The sequence below is a fragment of the Sphingobium sp. TA15 genome (assembly GCF_037101235.1).
GTDB classification, from domain to species: Bacteria; Pseudomonadota; Alphaproteobacteria; order Sphingomonadales; family Sphingomonadaceae; genus Sphingobium; species Sphingobium indicum.
In genome coordinates this window covers 1,768,876-1,789,103 of sequence record NZ_AP025355.1, presented here as the reverse complement: position 1 = coordinate 1,789,103, position 20,228 = coordinate 1,768,876, and the positions used below count along the sequence as shown (strand labels likewise).

The following is a 20,228-nucleotide window of genomic DNA, read 5'->3' as shown; positions in this document are numbered from 1 at the left end:
CAGCGTCGGCGGGCTGGCGCTACGGCCCTTTTGCGCCGCCGCCCGGTTGCGGGTAATCGCGGCCCTCATCCTCCTTGTCGAGGCGGCGGTAGAGGTCGCGCGTTGCCTCCTCCGTATGGCGCAGATCATCCGGATTCCGGTGCCTGCGGTTGCTGAGCGTCACGAAAATCAGCACGACCGCCAGCAGGATAGGCCCGCCAACCACCACCATCAGCCACAGGCTGCTTTCCATCGCGTCCTCCATCCTTGCCCTTCCATGGCAATGATCGGGGGCAGGGGCGGTTCCCATATTTCCACTTTGCTTGCCATATTCGCCGCTGCTGCTAATAGGAGCGCCGTTTTCGCGCCCCCATGGGGCATTTCATTTCTTTTCAGCAGGCAGGCTCGACAGGCAAATGGCGCGCATCGTGATGAAATTCGGCGGCACCTCCATGGCGGGGATGGAGCGAATTCGCAACGTGGCCGCGCGCGTCAAGCATGTGGTCGAACAGGGCCATGAAGTCGCCGTCGTCGTGTCCGCCATGGCGGGTGAGACGGACCGGCTGGTGGGTTTCTGCAAGGAAGCCTCGCCGCTCTACGATCCGGCGGAATATGACGTCGTCGTCGCCAGCGGCGAGCAGGTGACGAGCGGCCTGCTGGCCATGACGCTGAAGGCGATGGGCGTCGATGCGCGAAGCTGGCTGGGCTGGCAATTGCCGATCCGCACCAACGAAGCCCATGCCAAGGCGCGCATCGGGGAGATCGACACGGTCGACCTGCTGGCGTCGATGGGGTCGGGCACCGTGGCGGTGATCCCCGGTTTCCAGGGCATGATGGAGGATGGCCGCGTGTCCACATTGGGCCGGGGCGGGTCCGACACGTCGGCGGTGGCCGTGGCGGCGGCGGTGAAGGCGGACCGCTGCGACATCTATACCGACGTCGACGGCGTCTACACCACCGACCCCCGCATCGTGGCGCGGGCGCGCAAGCTGGACCTCGTCACCTATGAGGAGATGCTGGAACTCGCCTCGGTCGGGGCGAAGGTGCTCCAGACCCGCTCGGTCGGCCTCGCCATGAAGGAAGGCGTGGTCGTGCAGGTGCTTTCCTCCTTCGACGATCCCACGCAGGACGACCTCCCCGGCACGCTGATCGTCAGCGAGGAGGAACTGGAAGCCAAGCTCAAGGAAGACAAGATGGAACGTCAGCTCATCACCGGCATCGCCCATGACAAGAATGAGGCGAAGATCACCCTGACCCGCGTGCCGGACCGTCCGGGCGCGGTGGCGCACATCTTCGGCCCGCTGGCCGATGCCGCGATCAACGTCGACATGATCATCCAGAATGTCGGCCGCGACAAGGGCGAGACCGACGTGACCTTCACCGTGCCGGGCGCGGACCTGGCGCGCGCGCTGGACGTGCTGGAGGGGCAGAAGGACGTGATCGGCTTCAACCGGATCATCCCGGACACGAAGGTGGCGAAGGTGTCGGTCGTGGGCGTCGGCATGAAGAGCCATGCGGGCGTGGCGTCGGCCATGTTCCAGGCGCTGGCGGATCGCGGGATCAACATCCTCGCCATCTCCACCAGCGAGATCAAGGTGTCGGTGCTGATCGACGAGGATGAAACCGAACTGGCGGTGCGCGTCCTGCATACCGCCTATGGCCTGGACGCGCCGGTCGCGTAAGCGAACCTCTTTACTAAGGTCGTCATTCCCGCGAAGGCGGGAATCCATCTCCAACCCCATCCCCGGTCGCAACGTCGGGAGATGGATCCCCGCCTCCGCGGGGATGACGGGAAAGAACGAATGAGCAAGTCGAAACTGCAATCCCTGATGGCCCGCGGCACCGATTTTCTGGGCTGCGACGTCGCGATCCTGTGCGGGGCGATGAGCTGGGTGTCGGAGCGGCATCTGGTCGCGGCGATCTCCAACGCGGGCGGCTTCGGCGTGATCGCCTGCGGGGCGATGACGCCCGACCTGCTGGACAAGGAGATCGCGGCGACCAAGGCGCTGACGAGCAAGCCTTTCGGCGTCAACCTCATCACCATGCATCCGCAGCTTTTCGACCTGATCGACGTCTGCGCGAAACATGAGGTCGGCCATGTGGTGCTGGCGGGCGGGTTGCCGCCCAAGGGCAGCATAGAGGCGATCAAGGAGAAGGGCGCGAAGCTGATCTGCTTCGCTCCGGCGCTGGCGCTGGCGAAGAAGCTGGCCCGTTCCGGCGTCGACGCGCTGGTGATCGAGGGGATGGAGGCGGGCGGCCATATCGGTCCCGTGTCGACCAGCGTATTGGCGCAGGAAATCCTGCCCGAAATGGCGTCGCAGTTGCCGGTGTTCGTCGCGGGCGGCATCGGGCGCGGGGAGCTGATCGCGGGCTATCTGGAGATGGGCGCGGCGGGCGTGCAGCTTGGCACCCGCTTCGCCTGCGCGACCGAGAGCATCGCCCATCCCAATTTCAAGAAGGCCTTCTTCCGCGCCTCCGCCCGCGACGCCATCGCCAGCGTGCAGATCGACCCGCGCCTGCCGGTCATTCCCGTGCGTGCGCTGAAAAATGCGGGGACGGAGGCCTTCACCGCCAAGCAGCGCGAGGTCGCCAACCTGCTGGACAGCGGCGCGGTCGACATGGGCGAGGCGCAGTTGCAGATCGAACATTATTGGGCGGGCGCGCTGCGCCGCGCCGTGATCGACGGCGATGTCGAGGGCGGATCGCTGATGGCCGGGCAGTCGGTCGGCATGGTGTCGAAGGAGGAGCCGGTGGCCGACATCATCGCCCAGTTGATGGACGAAGCCGCCGTGGCGCTGGAGCGGCGCGCCTGAAAACAGGACAGGGTGAATCCGGGACCGGATGAGCCGAACCCCGGCGCGCTCGTCAGGAACGCATGGCTTTGCCATGAGTTTGTTCTGTCCTGACAATGATCAAAGGATTTCGGGGTGCCGTTGCGACCCGTCGTTCGCCGTTTTTTCGAGCTTGCATCCGTAACCGCGCTCGCGCTGGTCGCGGGCTGTTCCACGCCGGAAAAGGCGCCGCCCACGCCGCCGCCGCCGGTGGTGCCGACCATCAAGCCGCTGCCGCCCATGGGCGCGGTGGAGGATATGAGCATTCCGGAGGTCGCGACGGACGGCAGCTATCTGACTCCCAATCGCGGCGTCACGGCCAATACCGCGCTCTGGCATGTGCGCATGGCGCTGAACGTGGCGGCCCTGTCCTGCCATGGCGTCAACGAACCGGCGCGCATCCAGTATAACCGGATATTGCATGTGCATCAGGCGGCGCTGCGGGAGGCCAATGCCGCGGTCGACCGCAATTATCTGGCCGCCTATGGAACGGGCGGGCTGAAGGCGCGGGAGTTGCTGAACACCGTCGTCTATAATTTCTTCGCCCTGCCGCCCGTGACGAAAAGCTTTTGCCCGGTGGCGATCGATGTCGGCGCGAAGATATTGGCCATGCCGTCCGACCAGTTGCTGGCCTATTCGCCCGAAGCGCTGACCGCGCTGGAAAAGCCGTTCCAGGATTTTTACGCGGCCTATGCCGACTATCTGCGGCGGCTGGCGGAATGGCAGTCGCGCTTCGGCGGGACGGTGACGGTGGTGGCGTCGCCTACTCCCCTGCCGCCGCCGCCGATGGCCCCCAGGGAAGTCGCGTCGGGTTTCACGCCCGTCAGGGTGCCGGGCGCGCCGGTGCTGGTCGAGGTGCCGACCTTCCCGCTGACGCCGATGCGCGAGACGTTCGTGCCGGTGCAATAGAGCATCATATATTTGGGACCGCTTGTTATCCGCTCACCCTGTTCGAACGGCTGTACTTTTCTTCAAGAAAGGAATGGGCTTCGACAGGCTCAGCCCGAACGGGGAGGGGTGATCCCGATTATACGCCCGATGCGATAGCCCGCCATTGGAAATCGCTCAATCGCGCGCGTCGAAGCGGCGGCGGGCATCTTCCACCGCTTCCAGATGGCGTTCCGCCCAGACCCAGACGCCGCAAAAGGCGGCGCTCAAACTGTTGCCGAGGGGCGTCAGCGCATAGTCGACGCGGGGCGGGACCACCGGATGGACGGTGCGGGTGAGCAGGCCGTCGCGCTCCATCTGGCGCAGCGTCTGGGTCAGCATCTTCTGGCTGATTCCCTCCACCTGCTCCGCGATGCGGGTGAAGCGCAGCGTGCCCTTCTCCTCCAGCAGTTCCAACACCAGCAACGTCCATTTGTCGGCGATGCGGCCGATCAGCTCGTTCACCAGCCGCTCGATTCGCGGGTCCAGCGGCGCTTCGGGATTAGCCTCGATAAAGGCCTCCGCTTCAGAAATTTCATCGGGAGCGAAGCGCTTGGCCAGCGGATTTTCCATTTCTTACTTTCCGGTACCTATGGAACTTTACGGTGCCTTCTTTCCAAAAGAGAGTAAAGGCATAAATTGCCGCTCACATCATCGCTTCAAAGGAGAAAACCCATGGACAAGAGCGGCAACACCATCCTCATCACCGGCGGCGGATCGGGCATCGGCGCGGCGCTGGCGCATGAATTCCATGCGGCCGGCAATCGGGTGATCATCGCCGGACGGCGGCAGGCGGCGTTGGACGCCGTGGTAGCGGAGCATCCCGGCATGGCGGCGATGACCGTCGACATGGGGGATGCGGCGGCCATCGCGGCCTTCGCCGACAGACTCGTCGCGGATTTTCCGGCGCTCAACGTCGTGGTCCACAATGCCGGGATCATGGTGGTGGAGGAGCAAATCGACCTGGCCATAGCGGAGGCGACCGTCGCGACCAATTTGCTGGGGCCGATCCGGCTGACCCATGCCCTGTTGCCGCACCTGCTGGCGCAGCCCGCCGCGACATTGATGACGGTGACGTCGGGTCTGGCCTTCGTCCCGCTGGCGGCGACGCCGACCTACAGCGCGACCAAGGCGGCGCTGCATAGCTGGTCGCAGTCGATGCGGCATCAGCTCAAGGATACGGGGATCGAGGTGATCGAACTGGCGCCGCCGGGCGTGCAGACCGACCTGATGCCCGGCCATGCGGAAAATCCGCAGATGATGCCGCTGGACGACTATATAGCGGAGGTCATGGGGCTGCTGCGCCAGCAACCCGCGCTGGAGGAAATCTGCGTCGAGCGGGTGAAGTTCCTGCGCGAAGCGGAACGGCGCGGCGAATTCGACCAGGTGTTCGGGGCGCTGAACGCCGCGCATTGAACGGGACGTCGGGCTCCGCTTGCAGAGGCGGAGCCGGCCCCCTATCCTGCACCGGCCAGGGGGCATGAGGAGAGACGTCATGAGCTATATGGACGGTTTCGTGATCCCGGTGCCCAAGGGCAATAAGGAACGGTATCGGGAAGTCGCGGCCTATGCCGCGCCGATCTTCATCGAACATGGCGCGCTGCGGATCGTCGAATGCTGGGCGAACGACATCAAGCCGGGCAAGGTCAACGACTTCCGCACCGCCGTTATCGCGGAGGAGGATGAGGATGTCGTCTTCTCCTGGATCGAATGGCCCGACAAGGAAACACGGGACGCGGGCGCGGAGAAGGTCATGAACGACCCCCGGATGCAGCCGCAGGAGGGGGAGGACATGCCCTTCATCGGCGCGCGGCTGATCTATGGCGGGTTCGAGGTGCTGCTCGACGCCAGGGCGTGAGGGAGAGGGGCGATGACCGACCTGAACGGCAAATTCTTCTGGTATGAACTGATGACCGGCGATCCGGCGGCGGCCATGGCCTTTTACGGCGATGTCGTCGGCTGGACCTTCCAGCCCTTTGGCGCCGATCACGGCTATCATGTGGTTTCCGGCAGCGCCGGGCCGACGGGCGGGATCATGGCGATCCCGGCCGACGCCGCCGCCCATGGCATGAGGCCCTGGTGGGGCGGCTATGTCGGGTCCGCCGACGTGGACGCCGATGCGAAGCGGCTGGCCGAAGCGGGCGGCAGCGTGCAGCGGGCGCCGGAGGACATAGCGGGCGTCGGGCGCTTCGCGGTGATGGCCGGTCCGGGCGGGGCGCCGTTCATGCTGCTCAAGGGCTCCAGTCCGGAGGGTATGGACCCGCCGCCGCCGATGGCGAGCGGGCATGTCGGCTGGCATGAACTCTATAGCGGCGATTTCGACGCCGACCTGGCCTTCTACACGTCCATGTTCGGCTGGGCGAAGGGCGAGGCGATGGATATGGGCGAGATGGGCATCTACCAGCTGTTCTCGCAGGATGGATCGACAAGCTTCGACGGCATGAGCGGCGGCATGATGGCGCTGCCGAAGGAAATGCCCGCGCCGCTGTGGCTGTTCTACTTCGTCGTGCCGGACATCGACGCCGCGACGGAGAAGGTGAAGGCGGGCGGCGGAACGGTGCTGAACGGGCCGATGGAGGTGCCGGGCGGGGCCTGGATCATCCAGGCGACCGACCCGCAGGGCGCGATGTTCGCGCTGGTGGGCATGCGCGCCGCCGGGGAGTGACGGCCGAAGGATAAGGAGAGGAACCATGTCCAGAATTTCACCCTGCCTGTGGTATAATGGGCAGGCGGAGGAAGCGGCGCGTTTCTATGTGTCGATCTTCGGCGGGTCGGTGGATTTCATCAACCGCTTTCCGCAGGATCAGCCGACGCCTGCTCCGTTCAAGGGCGGCGACGTGCTGATGGTCGAATTCACCCTGTTCGGCGAGAGCTATCAGGCGCTGAACGGCGGGCCGAAATTCGGCTTTACCGAAGCGGTGTCGCTGTCGGTCGCGTGCAGGGACCAGGGGGAGATCGACCGCTATTTCGACGCCCTGACCGCCGATGGCGGATCGCCGGGGCCGTGCGGCTGGCTGAAGGACAAATATGGCCTGTCCTGGCAGTTGGTGACGCAGGAGATCATGGACCTCTACAAGACGGGCGACGGGCCGGGCATCCAGCGGATGATGACGGAGATGATGACCATGCAGAAGCTGGACACCGCCCGGATGAAGGCGGCCTTCGAAGGGGCCGCGTCATGAGCGCCGCCATATTCGAACTGTCGGTGACATGCCATGTCGCCGCGCCGCGCGAGATCGCGTGGAAGGTGTGGACGGACCTGAAGGATCAATGGTTCTGCCCAAAGCCCTGGCGCGCCGAGGTGATCGAGGAGGATCTGCGCTCCGGCGGGCGGAGCGCGGTGCGCATGTTCGGTCCCGATGGCGAGGATACGGGGCCGATGGAGGGCGTATTTCTGGAGGTGGTGCCGGGCGAGAAGGTGGTGACCACCGATGCCTATGCGTCCGGCTGGATACCGCAGACGCCGTTCATGACCGCGATCTGGAGCTTTGCCGACGAGGGGGAGGGGACGCGCTTCACCGCAACGGCACGGCATTGGGATGCCGAGGCGATGGAGAGGCACAAGGAAATGGGCTTCCATCCTGGGTGGGACCAGATGGCCGAGCAGTTCAAGGCATTGTGCGAGGCTTCGGCGGCAAGTGCGTAGGGAAGCGGCCAAGAGCGGGCCTATCCTGTTCCTCCCCATCGGGAGATGGGGAGGGGGACCGCCGCTGAAAGCGGTGGTGGAGGGGAATGGGGCACAACCTGCGGCGCCCTGAGGGCGCTCCCCTCCACCACCGCCTTCGGCGGCGTCGAAGAGAGTCACGTGCCTCTCTTCGACCCTCCCCACGCTGCGCATAGGGAGGAATTGGCGTAACGTTTCCGTGCACAAGAAAAAGGGCGCCCGGCTTGCACCGGACGCCCTTTTCTTCACCCTTCGGGAGCGATCAGGCCTTGTAGACCTTCTCCACCGCCGAGCGGAATTTCGCCATGTCGTCGGCCGAACCCACGGTGACGCGGGAAACGGTGGGCCAGATCGGCCAAGCGCGGCCGATCTGCACCTTTTCCGGCGTGGCGAGCAAGGCGGCCTGCATCTCCTTCGCGGGCTTGGTCTTCCAGTCGACCATGAACATGTTGGCCTCGCTGCCGGCGTGCACCTCTATGCCCTTCTTGGTGAGCCAGGCGATGGTTTCCTCGCGGTTCGCGATCATTTCGGCGCGCCGGGCCTTGATCAGGCCCGCTTCGGGATAGACCGCGTTGCCGCAGGCCATGGCGGTGATCGACAAGCCGCCCGCCGTGGGGCCGAACAGGCTGATGCGCTTCTGCACTTCCGGATCGGCGAAGGTCAGGCCCAGGCGCACGCCCGCCATGCCGAACAGCTTGGAGAAGGTCCGCATGACGATCAGGTCCTTGCGGCCCGCCACCAGCTTCGCGGCGTTGGGGCCGTCATACCAGTGGATATAGGCTTCATCGACCAGCAGGAAGGAATCCTTGGGCTTGTTCGCCAGCAGCCATTCGATGTCGGCCATCGGCGTGATGGTGCCGGTCGGGTTGTTGGGCGTGCAGATATAGTAGAGCCCGGCATTGGGGTTGGCGGCCAGCATCGCCTTGACGTCATGGCCCTTGCCGATGGCCTGGGGCGCCTTCGCGATGGGGGCCTTCAGATAATCGGCGGTGCGCCAGGCGGATTCGAAGGTCGGATCGGCGGTGACCAGCCCCTTGGTGGGCGAGCAGAAGGCCGCGACCGTGCTGACCAGCGGGCCGCCCGAACCGGGCCACAGCATGATGTGGGATTCCGGAATGCCCTCCACCTTGGCGATGGTGGCGATCAGGTCGCCCTTGTAATTGTCCGGATCGTACCAGTTGCCGACGGCGGCGGCCTTCGCGGCGGCCTGCACGCCCGGCTCGAACGGGCCGGTCCAGCATTCGTTGGCGCCGATGCGCACCGCGCCCTTGATCCCGCGGGAGGCCTGCTGCTGCGCGAAGGCGGGTTGGATCAACAGGTTGCCGGCCGCCGCGCCGGCAGCCATCAGGGCGGAAATCCTGCCGATCGTGCGGCGGGAATAGCCCCGCTCCAGCAGGTCTTCGCGGGCGTCCTTTTCCAACATCATGGTCATGTCGTCTGTTCCCCTAATTGTTCCACCAACTGCGCATATTCCACGGGGAGAAACGAAGGAGGCGGCGCATTTCCGCAATGCGCCGCCTCCCGATTTCCGAAATTTATGAGCGGTCAGGTCGGATCAGGCCTTCCACACCCTGTCGACGGCGTCGCAAAAGGCCTTCATCTCCTCGGCGGAGCCGACCGAGACGCGGGACACGTTCGGCCAGATCGGCCAGTTGCGCCCGATCTGCACCTTTTCGGCCAAGAGCGCGGCTTGCATTTCCTTGGCGGGCTTGCCCCAGTCGACCATGAACATGTTGGCGTGGCTGCCCGGAATGACCTTGATCCCCTTCTTCTTGAGGTGGGCGACGGCCATTTCGCGGTTGGCGTTCATTTCGGCGCGGCGCGCCTTGATGAGGTCGGCCTGGGTCACCGACACCGTGCCGCAGGCGACGGCGGTCATCGGCAGCATCGCCGTCACCTGGCCGCCGTCATAGCGCATCATCTTTTCCATGATGGCGGGGCTGGAGAAGGTGAGGCCCAGGCGCATGCCCGCCATGCCGAACAGCTTGGAGAAGGTGCGCAGGATCAGCACGTCGTCGCGGGTCGCCGCCATCTTCGCGGCGTTGGGGCCGTCGAACCAGTGGATATAGGCTTCGTCGACGACCAGGATCGCGTCCTTGGGCTTGTTGTCGGCCAGCCACTGGATGTCGGCGAGCGAGGTCATCGTGCCGCTGGGATTGTTGGGCGAGCAGATATAATAGACGCCCGCATTGGGGTCCGCCGCCAGCATCGCCTTCACGTCATGGGCGTAATCCTTGGTCAGCGGCACCTTCGTCACCTTCGCGCCCAGCCACTCGCCGGTGCGCCAGATGGCTTCATAGGTGGGATTGCCGGTCACGATGCCGCGCGTGGGCGAGGCATAGGCGACGGCGACGCGGCTCAACGGATCGCTGGAGCCGGGCCAGGCGGTGATGCGGTCGGCGGGAATGCCCTCCACCGAGGAGACGGCGGCGAACAGCTTGGCATGTTCGTCATTGGGTTCGTAGCGATTGCCTTCCTGCACCAGCTTGAAGGCGGCTTCGGCGGCGACGGGGAAGGGGCCGGTCCAGCATTCGTTGGCGCCGATGCGCACGGCGCCCTCGACGGCCTTGGCGGCCTGCTGCGCCATGGCGCCGGTGACGCGCAGGGCGGCCGCGCCCGCGCCCAGCAGGGCAGCGACCTTGCCCATCTGACGGCGGGAATAGCCCCGCTCGATCAAATCCTGTTCGAAGGCCTTGTTTTCGATTTCTGCCATATGCTCATCTCCCTGAATCCTGAGATTTTACGGCTGTAAACGAAAGCATCGTTCATTTCCGCCATGTCCGTCCAGGGAAAATCCGCCGGAACCGCACATATTCGCCTTGGAAAGCGGCGGCGCGATCTGTTAGCGCTTGACCCATGCCCAGCACGCCCGCCGCCGCCGCCCGCCAGATCCTCACCCGCCTGCAGGAGGTGATGGCGGCGCGCACCAGCGCGCAGGCGAAGCTGAACAAGGTGGTGGAGATCATCGGGCAATCGCTGTCGAGCGAGGTCTGCTCCATCTATCTGGTGCGCGAAGGGCTGCTGGAACTGTTCGCGACGCGGGGCTTGAAGCAGGAGGCCGTCCACGTCACCCGCATGGCGATGGGCGAGGGGCTGGTCGGCATGATCGCCACCAATGTCGAGACGCTGAACCTGGACGAGGCGGCCTCGCACCCCGACTACAGCTATCGCCCGGAAACGGGGGAGGAACTGTTCCACAGCTTTGCCGGCGTGCCCATCGTGCGGCGGGAACGCGCCATCGGCGTGCTGTGCGTCCAGCATGTCGAGCCGCGCCGCTATGAGGAGGTGGAGATCGAGGCGCTCCAGACCGTGGCGATGGTGCTGTCCGAACTGATCGCCAATGCGGAACTGGCCGATGACGGCCCGCTGGACAGCCGGGTGCAGGACACGGGCAGCACGGTGCTGCACGGATTGCAGCTCGTCATGGGCATGGCGCGGGGGCATGCCGTGTTCCACCAGCCGCGCGTCCATATAGAACATACCGTCGCCGAGGATACGGAGGCGGAGCGCGCCCGCGTCATTTCCGCCTTCGCCAAGATGCGCGAGCAGATCGACCGCATGACCGGGGCGGCCGAATTCGGCACGGAGGGCGAGCATCAGGAGGTGCTCGAAACCTACAAGATGTTCGCCTATGACGAAGGGTGGATCAGGCGGATCAACGAGGCGATCGACAGCGGCCTGACCGCCGAGGCCGCGATCGAGCGCGTGCAGCAGCGCACCCGGATGCGCATGCGGCAGATCGACGATCCGCTGCTCCAGGACCGGATGCACGACCTGGAGGACATGGCGAACCGCCTGCTGCGCATCGTGTCGGGGCAGCTGGGGACGGCGGCGCAACTGGGATTGCGGCAGGACGCCATATTGATCGCGCGCAACCTGGGGCCTGCGGAACTGCTGGAATATGACCGGCGGCGGCTGAAGGGCGTGATCCTGGAGGAAGGATCGCTGACCGCCCATGTCACCATCGTAGCCCGCGCCATGGGCGTGCCGGTGCTGGGCCGCGTGCGCGACATCCGGCATCAGGTGAACGAGGGCGACCTGATCCTGATGGACGTGGGCGCCAACGCCCTGCTGATCCGCCCGACGTCCGACATGGACGAGGCGTTCGAGAACAGGCTGCACGTCACGCAGAAGCGCCGGGCCGAATTCGCGGCGATGCGCGACCTGCCGTCCGTCACCATCGACGGCCAGCGGATCGAATTGATGGTGAACGCCGGCCTGCGGGAGGATGCGCAGGCGCTGGACCTGGTGGGCGCGGACGGGATCGGCCTGTTCCGCACCGAATTCCAGTTCCTCGTCTCCGCCACCCTGCCGCAGCGGGAAAAGCAGCAGCGGCTCTACCGCGACGTGCTGGACGCGGCGGGCGACCGGCCGGTCGTCTTCCGCACGGTCGACATCGGCGGGGACAAGGCGTTGCCCTATATGGCCCGCGACGCGGAGGAGGAGCTGGAGGACAATCCCGCCATGGGCTGGCGCGCGCTGCGGCTGGCGCTGGACCGGGATGGCCTCATGAAGGCGCAGGCCCGCGCCCTGCTGGAGGCGGCGGCGGGCAAGGTGCTGCACGTCATGTTCCCGATGGTGTCGGAACCCTGGGAATATGAGCAGGCCCGCGCCCTGGTGGAACATCAGCGCGAATGGCTGGTGGCGCAGAAGAAGAAGCTGCCGGTCGCCGTGCGTTACGGCGCGATGCTGGAGGTGCCCGCTTTGGCGGAGGTGCTGGACCTGCTGCTGCCCAGGCTGGATTTCCTGTCCATCGGCACCAACGACCTGACGCAGTTCCTGTTCGCCGCCGACCGCGCCCACCCACGGCTGGCGGAGCGCTACGACTGGCTGAGCATCGCCATATTGCGTTTCCTGGACCGCGTGGTGCGCGCCTGCGAAGACCATGAGGTGCCGGTGGGCGTGTGCGGGGAGATGGGGGGGCGCACGCTGGAGGCGATGGCGCTGATCGGCCTGGGCGTGCGGCGCCTGTCGATCACGCCGGCCTCGGTCGGACCCGTGAAGGCGATGATCCGCACCGTCGACGCGGCGGAATTGCGCCGGTTCATGCGCGATCTGCTGGACAAGGGGGTAACGGATATTCGTTCGGCGCTGGTCGACTGGGCGGGCGAACATGCTATTGAATTGAATTAAAGGGGATAGGGGCGGCGCGGCCAGCGCTTTTGGGGCCGGCGCGGCGTTGACAATCCCCGTCCCGCAATGAGACAAGGCCAGCCTTCAAAGGTCGCGGAGCAGCATGGCAGAAGAACCCGAACTGGAATCCGGCGCCGCGCCGGAACGGCAGCCCGATACTCCGGGCGCGCGCCTGCGCGCCGCGCGGGAGGCGCAGGGCCTGTCGATACAGGATGTCGCCACCCGGACGCGCATCGCACAGCGGCAGTTGGAGGCGATAGAGCGCGACGATTATGCCGCCCTGCCCGGCATTCCCTATGCGGTGGGCTTTGCCCGCGCCTATGCCCGCGCCATCGACGTGGACGAGGTGGCGATCGCCGCCGACGTGCGCAGCGCGGTGCATAATTCGGACCTGGGCAGCAACCGCTACGAGGCGTTCGAGCCGGCCGATCCGGCGCGGGTGCCCTCCCGCGCGCTGGCCTGGACGGCGGCGGCCATCGTCGTGCTGCTGGTCGCCGGTTTCGCCGTCTGGCGCACGCAGGTGATGACCCCGCCGACGGGGGAGGAGATCGCCGCGCAGCAGGCCGCGCCTGCGCCTGCCGCTACGAAGCCGGCGGCGGGCGCGCGCCCGGCGGCGCCGGTGGTGCAGACGGTCGTGTTCACCGCCAATGACGATGTCTGGCTGCGCATCTATGACGAGACCGGCGAGCGGTTGAAGGACGGGCTGATGAAGAAGGGGGAGAGCTTCACCCTTCCCGCCAATGCCCGCAATCCGATGATCCTGACGGGTCGGCCGCAGGCGCTGGCCGTGACGGTCGGCGGCAAGCCGATCGCGCCGCTGGGACCGCCGGACCGCACCATCGCCGACGTGCCGGTCAATGCGGAGGCCCTGCTGGCGCGGGCGGCGCCCGCCGCGGGACAGGTGCAGGGGCGGTCGGCTCCGGCCGCGCCTGAGCCCGTCGCTCCGGCGTCTGCTTCGGTGTCGGCTCCGGCCGCCGTCGACTGATCCGTTCAGGGGCGATTCAGCGGAATTTGGCGCAAAGTCGCGCTTTACCGGGCGGATTATAACCTTATGGTTAAGGCCGGATATAAGTCGGGGATCATCATGCGTAACGCTTTTTTCGCGATGGCCGCACTGGCGCTGGTCGCGCTCGCGCCGCCGCTATCGGCGCAGAATGTCAGCGTCGACGTGCGCGTCGACCGTCTGGAGAAGGAAATGCGCGCCGTGCAGCGCAAGGTGTTCCCGGCCGGCGCGCCGCTGGAGGCGGAGATCGCCCGTCCCGCCGCCCCGGCGGTGGTGCCGGGGTCGCCCGCGTCCACGCCGGTTGCCGACCTGACGGCGCGGGTGAACGCGCTGGAATCGCAACTGGCCTCCATCACCGGGCAGGTCGAGGAAAACGCCTTCAAGCTCAAGCAGTTGGAAGAGGCGTTCAACCGCTACAAGGCGGAGCAGGAAAGCCGCGCAGCGCCTGCCGTGGTGCCGCCGACGGCGCTCGGCCCCTCCGCCTCGTCCGCTTCGGCGACTGGCGCATCGGCCCGGCCGGCCGCGCCGCGCCCCGCCGCCAATGGCGCGAGCGAGGAACGCAAGATCGCCGTCGCTGCGATCGAGCGGCCCTCCACAGGCAATGAGGCGGACGATGCCTATACCTATGGCTTCCGCCTGTGGGACGCGAAATTCTATCCGGAGGCGCAGGCGCAGCTGAAGGCGACCGTCGACAAATATGGCGCCAGCCCCGTCGCCAGCAAGGCCGCGAACCTGCTGGGCCGCGCCTATCTGGACGACGGCAAGCCCGCCTTGGCCTCCGTCGCCTTCTACGAAAATTACCAGAAGCGGCCCAAGGGCGACCGCGCCGCCGACAGCCTGGCCTATCTGGGCGAGGCGCTGATCCAGCTCAAGAAACCCGCCGATGCGTGCAAGGTCTATGCGGAACTGGAGCAGGTCTATGGCGCCAGCCTGTCGAACGGCTTGCGCGGGATGATGGACAAGGGCCGGACCAGGGCCAAGTGCACGGCCTGAGGGCCGCATGGCTGAGGGCGATCTTGAAACGCAATTGAAGCAGGCCATCGGGGCGCTGGCGGAAAATGCCGCCAGCGCCTGTTTCGGCGTGGCGGTGTCGGGCGGGCCGGACAGCATGGCCCTGCTCGATCTGGCGGCGCGGGCCTTTCCGGGGCGGGTCGAAGCGGCGACGGTCGATCATGGCTTGCGCGACGCCTCGGCGGTGGAGGCGGCGATGGTCGCGGACTGGTGCCGGGATGGCGGGATCGCGCATGCGACGCTGCATCCGCAGGGCGCGGTGCGGGGCAATGTGCAAAGCTGGGCGCGGGCGCAGCGCTATGCTCTGTTGGAAGAATGGCGGGCGGCGCGGGGGTTGGACTGGCTGCTGACGGCGCATCATGCCGACGACCAGTTGGAAACGCTGCTGATGCGGCTCAACCGGGGCGCGGGCGTTGGCGGGCTGGCCGGCGTGCGGGCGCGGCAGGGCGCGGTGCTGCGGCCCCTGCTGGGCATGCGCAAGGCGGATTTGCTGGCCTATGCGCTGGAACGCGGCCTGCCCCATGTCGACGATCCGTCGAACGGCGATGCGCGCTTCGACCGGGCGGCCCTGCGCGCGGCGTTGGCGGGCGTCGACTGGATCGACGCGGCGGCGGCGGGGCGCAGCGCGGCGGCCCTGGCGGAGGCGGAGGAAGCGCTGGACTGGATGGTCGACGATCTGGAGGCGCGCCATGTGCTGCCCGATGGGGGCGGGCTGGCGCTGGACCGGACCGACCTGCCTCGCGAACTGCTCCGCCGCCTGATCCTGCGCATGGTGGCGCGCTTGCAGCCCGATGCCGTTCCCCTCCGCGGGGAGGCGGTGGACCGGCTGATCGCGGCGGCGCGCACGGGCGGGAAGATGAGCATCGGCCGCCTCGTCCTCAAGGGCGGGGTGCGCTGGACGCTGATGGCGGCGCCGCAGCGACGCTGGCAATGATCGTTACGGAAAGGTTCCACGGCTTGGCGCATGCGGTGAACAATCCGTCGATTTGACAGGGCGCAATGACCTTTCCTTAACGCCTATGCTGGTTAATGAAGCCGATTGAGCGTGGGAATTTTCGATTCATGTTTGAATTTGCGGCGGTGACCTATGGCCTGCTGGCCAGCGTCATTCTTTCGGCGGCGCAGCGCAATCACCGGATGGAACGGCCCCATCCGCCGATGCTGCTCTATACCGGCTATATGCTTTGCGGTCTGTCAGCGGGGGTCGCGGTGATCCTGGCCTATATCGCCCTGTCGCAATTTGCCGGCGGTTGACCTCAGGCGGGGGGCGCTTGCGATTTTGCTGCGGCACCCTATCTTGCCGGGTGAAAGAGAGTGGTGAATGAACGACGAGAAAGACCCGCAGGGCAACCCCTGGATCAAGAGCGCGATGATATGGGCCGGGGTGATCGTCGCCCTGTTGCTGTTCGTCTCGATGTTCGACAGCCGCACGGCGTCGAGCGCGGGGGCGGGCATCGCCTATTCCGAATTCCGCGCCAAGGTGCAGGAAGGCCAGGTCAAGGACGTCGCCATCGCCGCCGACCGGATTTCCGGCACGCTGACCAGCGGGCAGAAATTCAGCACCGTTCCGGTGAACGATCCGGGGCTGACCGGCCTGCTGGACGATTATAACGTCAAATATTCGGGCCAGGCGGAGGAGCAGCCGAGCTTCTGGATGATCCTGATCTACCAGTCGTTGCCGTTCCTGCTGATCCTGGGCATCGCCTTCTTCGTGCTGCGCCAGATGCAGAAGGGCGGCGGCGCGGGCGGGGCCATGGGCTTCGGCAAGTCGAAGGCCAAGCTGCTGACCGAAAAGCATGGCAAGGTGACGTTCGATGACGTCGCGGGCATCGATGAAGCGCGGGAGGAATTGCAGGAAATCGTCGAGTTCCTGAAAGACCCGAGCAAATTCGCCCGCCTGGGCGGCAAGATCCCCAAGGGCGCGCTGCTGGTCGGTTCGCCCGGCACCGGCAAGACGCTGCTGGCGCGCGCCATCGCGGGCGAGGCGGGCGTGCCCTTCTTCACCATTTCGGGTTCGGATTTCGTCGAGATGTTCGTCGGCGTCGGCGCGAGCCGCGTGCGCGACATGTTCGAGCAGGCTAAGAAGAACGCGCCCTGCATCGTCTTCATCGACGAAATCGACGCTGTCGGCCGCCATCGCGGCGCGGGCCTGGGCAACGGCAATGACGAGCGCGAGCAGACGCTGAACCAGCTTCTGGTCGAGATGGACGGTTTCGAGGCGAATGAGGGCATCATCATCGTCGCGGCGACCAACCGCCCCGACGTGCTGGACCCTGCGCTGCTGCGTCCCGGCCGCTTCGACCGTCAGGTCGTGGTGCCGCGCCCCGACATCGAAGGCCGCGAGAAGATCCTGGCCGTGCACATGAAGAAGGTGCCGCTGGCGCCGGACGTCAATCCGCGCACGATTGCGCGGGGCACGCCCGGTTTCTCCGGCGCCGACCTTGCGAACCTCGTCAACGAAGCGGCTTTGATGGCCGCTCGCCGGGGCAAGCGTCTGGTCGCCATGGACGAGTTCGAGGCCGCCAAGGACAAGGTCATGATGGGCAGCGAGCGCCGCTCCATGGTCATGACCGACGACGAGAAGAAGATGACCGCCTATCATGAGGCGGGCCATGCCATCGTCGCCGTCCATGAACCGGCGTCCGACCCGATCCACAAGGCGACGATCATCCCGCGCGGCCGCGCTTTGGGCATGGTGATGCGCCTGCCGGAGCGGGACAGCTACAGCTATCACCGCGACAAGATGCACGCGAACATGGCCGTCGCCATGGGCGGGCGCGTGGCGGAGGAGATCATCTTCGGTTACGACAAGGTGTCCAGCGGCGCGTCTGGCGACATCCAGTACGCCACCAAGCTGGCGCGGGACATGGTCACGCAATGGGGCATGTCCGACAAGCTGGGTCCGCTGCAATATGAGGAGCAGCAGGGCGAAACCTTCCTCGGCTATTCGCAGAGCCAGCGCGTCCACATGTCGGACGAGACGGCGAAGCTGATCGACAAGGAAATTCGCGGGCTGGTCGAGCAGGGCTATGCGCGGGCGCAGGAAATATTGAAGGGTCATGAGGACCAGCTTCACCTGCTCGCCAACGCCATGCTGGAATATGAGACGCTGAGCGGCGAGGAGATCAAGACGCTGCTCGACAAGGGCGAGATCACCCGCGACGACGGCACGACGATCAAGCCCTCCACGATCCCGGCGGTCGGATCCTCGATCCCGAAGACCCGGCGGCGCAAGGGGCCGTTCGGCGATCCGTCGCCTGCCGGCGCCTGACCGGCGTTATGGATTGGGAAAGGGCGCTGCCGGGAGGTGGCGCCCTTTTTCATGGGGTTGCCGGGCAGGGTGGCTTTTGGCCAAGCCAAGACATTCCCCCTCCCGCAGGCGGGAGGGGTTAGGGGTGGGCTGGCGCGACATCTGCGTCGTTTGCAACCGCTAACCTGGAAGCTCGCTTCGCTCGCGCCCACGCCCTAGTCCCTTCAAACGAGTCACGTGCCTCGTTTGAACGCCTGCGGGAGGGGGAATGAGGGGCTTCAGCCTCAATCCCGTTTCAATATGTGCATCGCCAGCACCGTCATGGCTTCGCTGGCGGTGGCGATGACCTTGTCGGCCTCGGGCGCCCAGAAGGGGCTGTGCAGCGAGGGCAGGCTGATCTCGCCCGCCGCGGCCTTCGCCATCCGGTCCGCCGGCACGCCGCCGACCCAGAAGATGAAGCTCTCGATGCTCTTGTCGGCGCGGTAATAGCGGCCGAAATCCTCCCCGGCCATGGAGGGCCTGGTTTCGCTGACCGTGCCTTCGGGGAAATGGCTTTTCAGCACCTCCGCCATCCGGTTGGCGAAGGCGGGCGGATTGTAGGTGGAAGGCGTGAATTCGTCCTTGACCGAGAGCAGCGGCATCCTGTCGTCCGGCACGCCCGCGGCAATGGCCTCGCCCCGGGCGATGCGTTCTATGCCGCGGATCAGCCTTTCCCGCGTTTCGTCGGAATAGCTGCGCACGGTAAGCAGCATCTTCGCGTCGTCGGGAATGACATTATGCTTGGCGCCGCCGGCGAAGCTGCCGACGGTGACGACGGCCGGATCGAACGGATCCTGTTCCCGGCTGACCAGCGTTTGCAGCGCGGTCACGATCCGCGCGCCCAGCACGATCGGGTCGCGGGTCGTCTGCGGATAGGCACCATGGCCGCCCGCGCCGCGCACCAGCAGGTCGACGCTGTCCACATTGGCGAGCGCGAAGCCCGGCGTATAGCCGATCTTCCCCGCCCCCAGATTGGCGGCGTCGTGGAAGGCGATGGCATGGGTCGGGCGCGGGAAGCGGGTGTAGAGTCCATCCTCCAGCATCAGCCGGGCGCCGCGTCCCACTTCTTCGGCGGGCTGGAGGATCATCACCAGCGTGCCCTTCCAATCCTCCTTCATTGATGACAGGAGCCGCGCCGTTTCGATGAAGGCGGTCATGTGCGTGTCATGCCCGCAGGCGTGCATCACGCCGGTTTCGGCGCCGTCGGCGGTCTTCGCCTTCACCCTGGAGGCGAATTCCAGGCCGGTCTGCTCGGTCACGGGCAGCCCGTCCATGTCGGCGCGGATCAGCAGCACCGGGCCGGACCCGTTCTTCAGCACCGCGACCACGCCCGTTCCGCCGACCTTTTCGGTGACGGCGAACTTCATCGCCTTCAACCGCCGGGCGAGCTTGGCGGCGGTGGCGCTTTCCTGTTCCGACAGTTCGGGATTGGCGTGCAGGTCGCGATAGAGCGTCATCAGCCCGTCCATGTCCTTCGCGATGGTCGCCGCGATGGCACTGGATGGCGTCGCCCCTTGGGCGGACGCGCCGGGGGGCTGGGCATGGGCAATGGATATAAGGCTGGCGGCGGCCATGACGGCCGTCAACGCATGACGCATCGATGGGTCTCCCTGATGGAGGGGGGACCATAAGCGGATTCGACCCGGCTTTTAAGGGGCCTTCGGCATGCCCTGCCCCCTTTGGGCATGACAAGAGCGCCCGCCATTGCCGACGGGCGCTCCTGCCGATGCCATGGGAGGCGTCAGAAGTGGAAGATCACGCCGGCTGTGGGCCGGAAGCTGTCGAAATCATAGGTTTCGGTCTGGAAGCGCAGGCGGATGCCGCTATTTCCGGTGATGCCGCCCAGGCCGATGTCCTTGGGACCGACTTCCACGCCCAGGCCGTACATCCAGTCCTTGCGGTCCGGCCAGCCGCCCTTGCCGTTCACCCACTGATAGCCGGCCGACGCGAAGATCATGCCGCTTTCCCCGGCCCGCGCGCCGAAGCGTCCCTTCACGCCATATTCCCAGTCGATGTCGCTGAAACCCTTGGTCGCATTGCCCTCGACGCCGACGAAGACGGGGCCGAGCGGCACGTTGACGCCCGCGACGCCGCTGATGATCGCGCCGTTCATGATCGTCTCGCCCGGAACGCTGCCGAATTCGGTGCGCCGGTCGAAACTGTGATAGCCGCCCAATATGCCGACATAGGGTTCGATGCCGAAGGCCTGGGTGCCGTCGGGAGCGGCTTCCTCCTGCGCCGACGCGACCGAGGGCAGGGCCGCAACCAGTGCGGCCGCAACGAGATATTTCTTCATGAGGAGTCCCTTTTCCAATTTCGCCGCTTGGCGTGTCGGAGGGGATAACCTGCGCCGACCGCATCGGGTTTCCTCAATGAATACAAATCCTTCCA

At 66.2% G+C, this 20,228-nt stretch carries 20 protein-coding genes; 14 read left to right on the top strand and 6 right to left on the bottom strand.

All coding sequences use genetic code 11. The features are described 5' to 3' along the window. Positions 1–19: 19 nt before the first annotated feature. On the bottom strand, positions 20–232 hold the full coding sequence (locus Sj15T_RS08880) for a hypothetical protein (protein WP_253720654.1): 213 nt from the start codon (positions 230–232) through the stop codon (positions 20–22). A 163-nt stretch (positions 233–395) separates the two neighbouring features. On the opposite strand from Sj15T_RS08880, the gene Sj15T_RS08875 reads away from it, so the two are divergent. The 3 genes from Sj15T_RS08875 to Sj15T_RS08865 all read left to right on the top strand — a co-directional run bounded on the left by Sj15T_RS08875 (position 396) and on the right by Sj15T_RS08865 (position 3,719). Then, positions 396–1,661: an aspartate kinase gene (locus Sj15T_RS08875; protein ID WP_013040682.1), complete on the top strand. Its 1,266-nt coding sequence runs from the start codon at positions 396–398 to the stop codon at positions 1,659–1,661. 120 nt (positions 1,662–1,781) lie between these two features. Beyond that, on the top strand, positions 1,782–2,792 hold the full coding sequence (locus tag Sj15T_RS08870; protein ID WP_013040681.1) for a nitronate monooxygenase: 1,011 nt from the start codon (positions 1,782–1,784) through the stop codon (positions 2,790–2,792). Between the two features lie 114 nt (positions 2,793–2,906). Further along, on the top strand, positions 2,907–3,719 hold the full coding sequence (locus Sj15T_RS08865; RefSeq protein WP_013040680.1) for a hypothetical protein: 813 nt from the start codon (positions 2,907–2,909) through the stop codon (positions 3,717–3,719). A 156-nt stretch (positions 3,720–3,875) separates the two neighbouring features. Here the strand turns inward: Sj15T_RS08865 and Sj15T_RS08860 are convergent, their stop codons facing one another. After that, the gene (locus tag Sj15T_RS08860) at positions 3,876–4,310 is read right to left on the bottom strand and encodes a helix-turn-helix domain-containing protein (RefSeq protein ID WP_007684204.1); all 435 of its coding nucleotides are present in this window, start codon (positions 4,308–4,310) and stop codon (positions 3,876–3,878) included. 102 nt (positions 4,311–4,412) lie between these two features. Between Sj15T_RS08860 and Sj15T_RS08855 the strand changes: the two genes are divergently transcribed. From Sj15T_RS08855 to Sj15T_RS08835, 5 genes are all read left to right on the top strand, one after another. Next, on the top strand, positions 4,413–5,153 hold the full coding sequence (locus tag Sj15T_RS08855; RefSeq protein WP_013040679.1) for an SDR family oxidoreductase: 741 nt from the start codon (positions 4,413–4,415) through the stop codon (positions 5,151–5,153). Positions 5,154–5,232: 79 nt separating this feature from the next. After that, positions 5,233–5,595, top strand: coding sequence for a DUF1428 domain-containing protein (locus tag Sj15T_RS08850; RefSeq protein WP_013040678.1), 363 nt, complete (start codon positions 5,233–5,235; stop codon positions 5,593–5,595). A gap of 12 nt (positions 5,596–5,607) precedes the next feature. Beyond that, positions 5,608–6,402: a VOC family protein gene (locus tag Sj15T_RS08845; protein WP_013040677.1), complete on the top strand. Its 795-nt coding sequence runs from the start codon at positions 5,608–5,610 to the stop codon at positions 6,400–6,402. Between the two features lie 25 nt (positions 6,403–6,427). Then, positions 6,428–6,919, top strand: a complete 492-nt coding sequence (locus Sj15T_RS08840) for a VOC family protein (protein ID WP_013040676.1) — start codon at positions 6,428–6,430, stop codon at positions 6,917–6,919. Beyond that, entirely contained in the window at positions 6,916–7,383 is a 468-nt protein-coding gene (locus tag Sj15T_RS08835) for an SRPBCC domain-containing protein (protein ID WP_013040675.1), read from the top strand. Before Sj15T_RS08840 ends, Sj15T_RS08835 begins: the two co-directional genes overlap by 4 nt. A gap of 280 nt (positions 7,384–7,663) precedes the next feature. On the opposite strand, the gene Sj15T_RS08830 is transcribed toward Sj15T_RS08835, so the two are convergent. Further along, a complete protein-coding gene (locus tag Sj15T_RS08830) occupies positions 7,664–8,833 on the bottom strand; it encodes a pyridoxal phosphate-dependent aminotransferase (protein ID WP_007684215.1) in 1,170 nt (389 codons plus the stop codon). 123 nt (positions 8,834–8,956) lie between these two features. Then, complete coding sequence (locus Sj15T_RS08825) at positions 8,957–10,114, bottom strand: pyridoxal phosphate-dependent aminotransferase (protein WP_007684217.1); 1,158 nt, start codon at positions 10,112–10,114, stop codon at positions 8,957–8,959. 143 nt (positions 10,115–10,257) lie between these two features. Between Sj15T_RS08825 and ptsP the strand changes: the two genes are divergently transcribed. The 6 genes from ptsP to ftsH all read left to right on the top strand — a co-directional run bounded on the left by ptsP (position 10,258) and on the right by ftsH (position 17,819). Continuing rightward, a complete protein-coding gene (gene ptsP / locus Sj15T_RS08820; RefSeq protein ID WP_007684218.1) occupies positions 10,258–12,534 on the top strand; it encodes a phosphoenolpyruvate--protein phosphotransferase in 2,277 nt (758 codons plus the stop codon). A 103-nt stretch (positions 12,535–12,637) separates the two neighbouring features. Continuing rightward, positions 12,638–13,519, top strand: coding sequence for a helix-turn-helix domain-containing protein (locus Sj15T_RS08815; RefSeq protein WP_013040674.1), 882 nt, complete (start codon positions 12,638–12,640; stop codon positions 13,517–13,519). A gap of 99 nt (positions 13,520–13,618) precedes the next feature. After that, positions 13,619–14,530 carry a tetratricopeptide repeat protein gene (locus Sj15T_RS08810; RefSeq protein ID WP_041386490.1) on the top strand — a complete coding sequence of 304 codons (912 nt, stop codon included), beginning with the start codon at positions 13,619–13,621 and terminating at the stop codon, positions 14,528–14,530. Between the two features lie 7 nt (positions 14,531–14,537). Continuing rightward, on the top strand, positions 14,538–15,482 hold the full coding sequence (tilS, locus tag Sj15T_RS08805; protein WP_013040672.1) for a tRNA lysidine(34) synthetase TilS: 945 nt from the start codon (positions 14,538–14,540) through the stop codon (positions 15,480–15,482). 128 nt (positions 15,483–15,610) lie between these two features. Next, entirely contained in the window at positions 15,611–15,802 is a 192-nt protein-coding gene (locus tag Sj15T_RS08800) for a hypothetical protein (RefSeq protein WP_007684224.1), read from the top strand. 67 nt (positions 15,803–15,869) lie between these two features. After that, positions 15,870–17,819, top strand: a complete 1,950-nt coding sequence (ftsH, locus tag Sj15T_RS08795) for an ATP-dependent zinc metalloprotease FtsH (protein WP_007684226.1) — start codon at positions 15,870–15,872, stop codon at positions 17,817–17,819. 263 nt (positions 17,820–18,082) lie between these two features. On the opposite strand, the gene Sj15T_RS08790 is transcribed toward ftsH, so the two are convergent. Both Sj15T_RS08790 and Sj15T_RS08785 read right to left on the bottom strand, forming a co-directional pair. Further along, complete coding sequence (locus Sj15T_RS08790; protein WP_013040671.1) at positions 18,083–19,435, bottom strand: amidohydrolase; 1,353 nt, start codon at positions 19,433–19,435, stop codon at positions 18,083–18,085. 143 nt (positions 19,436–19,578) lie between these two features. Further along, on the bottom strand, positions 19,579–20,133 hold the full coding sequence (locus tag Sj15T_RS08785; RefSeq protein ID WP_013040670.1) for a hypothetical protein: 555 nt from the start codon (positions 20,131–20,133) through the stop codon (positions 19,579–19,581). Between the last annotated feature and the right edge of the window lie 95 nt (positions 20,134–20,228).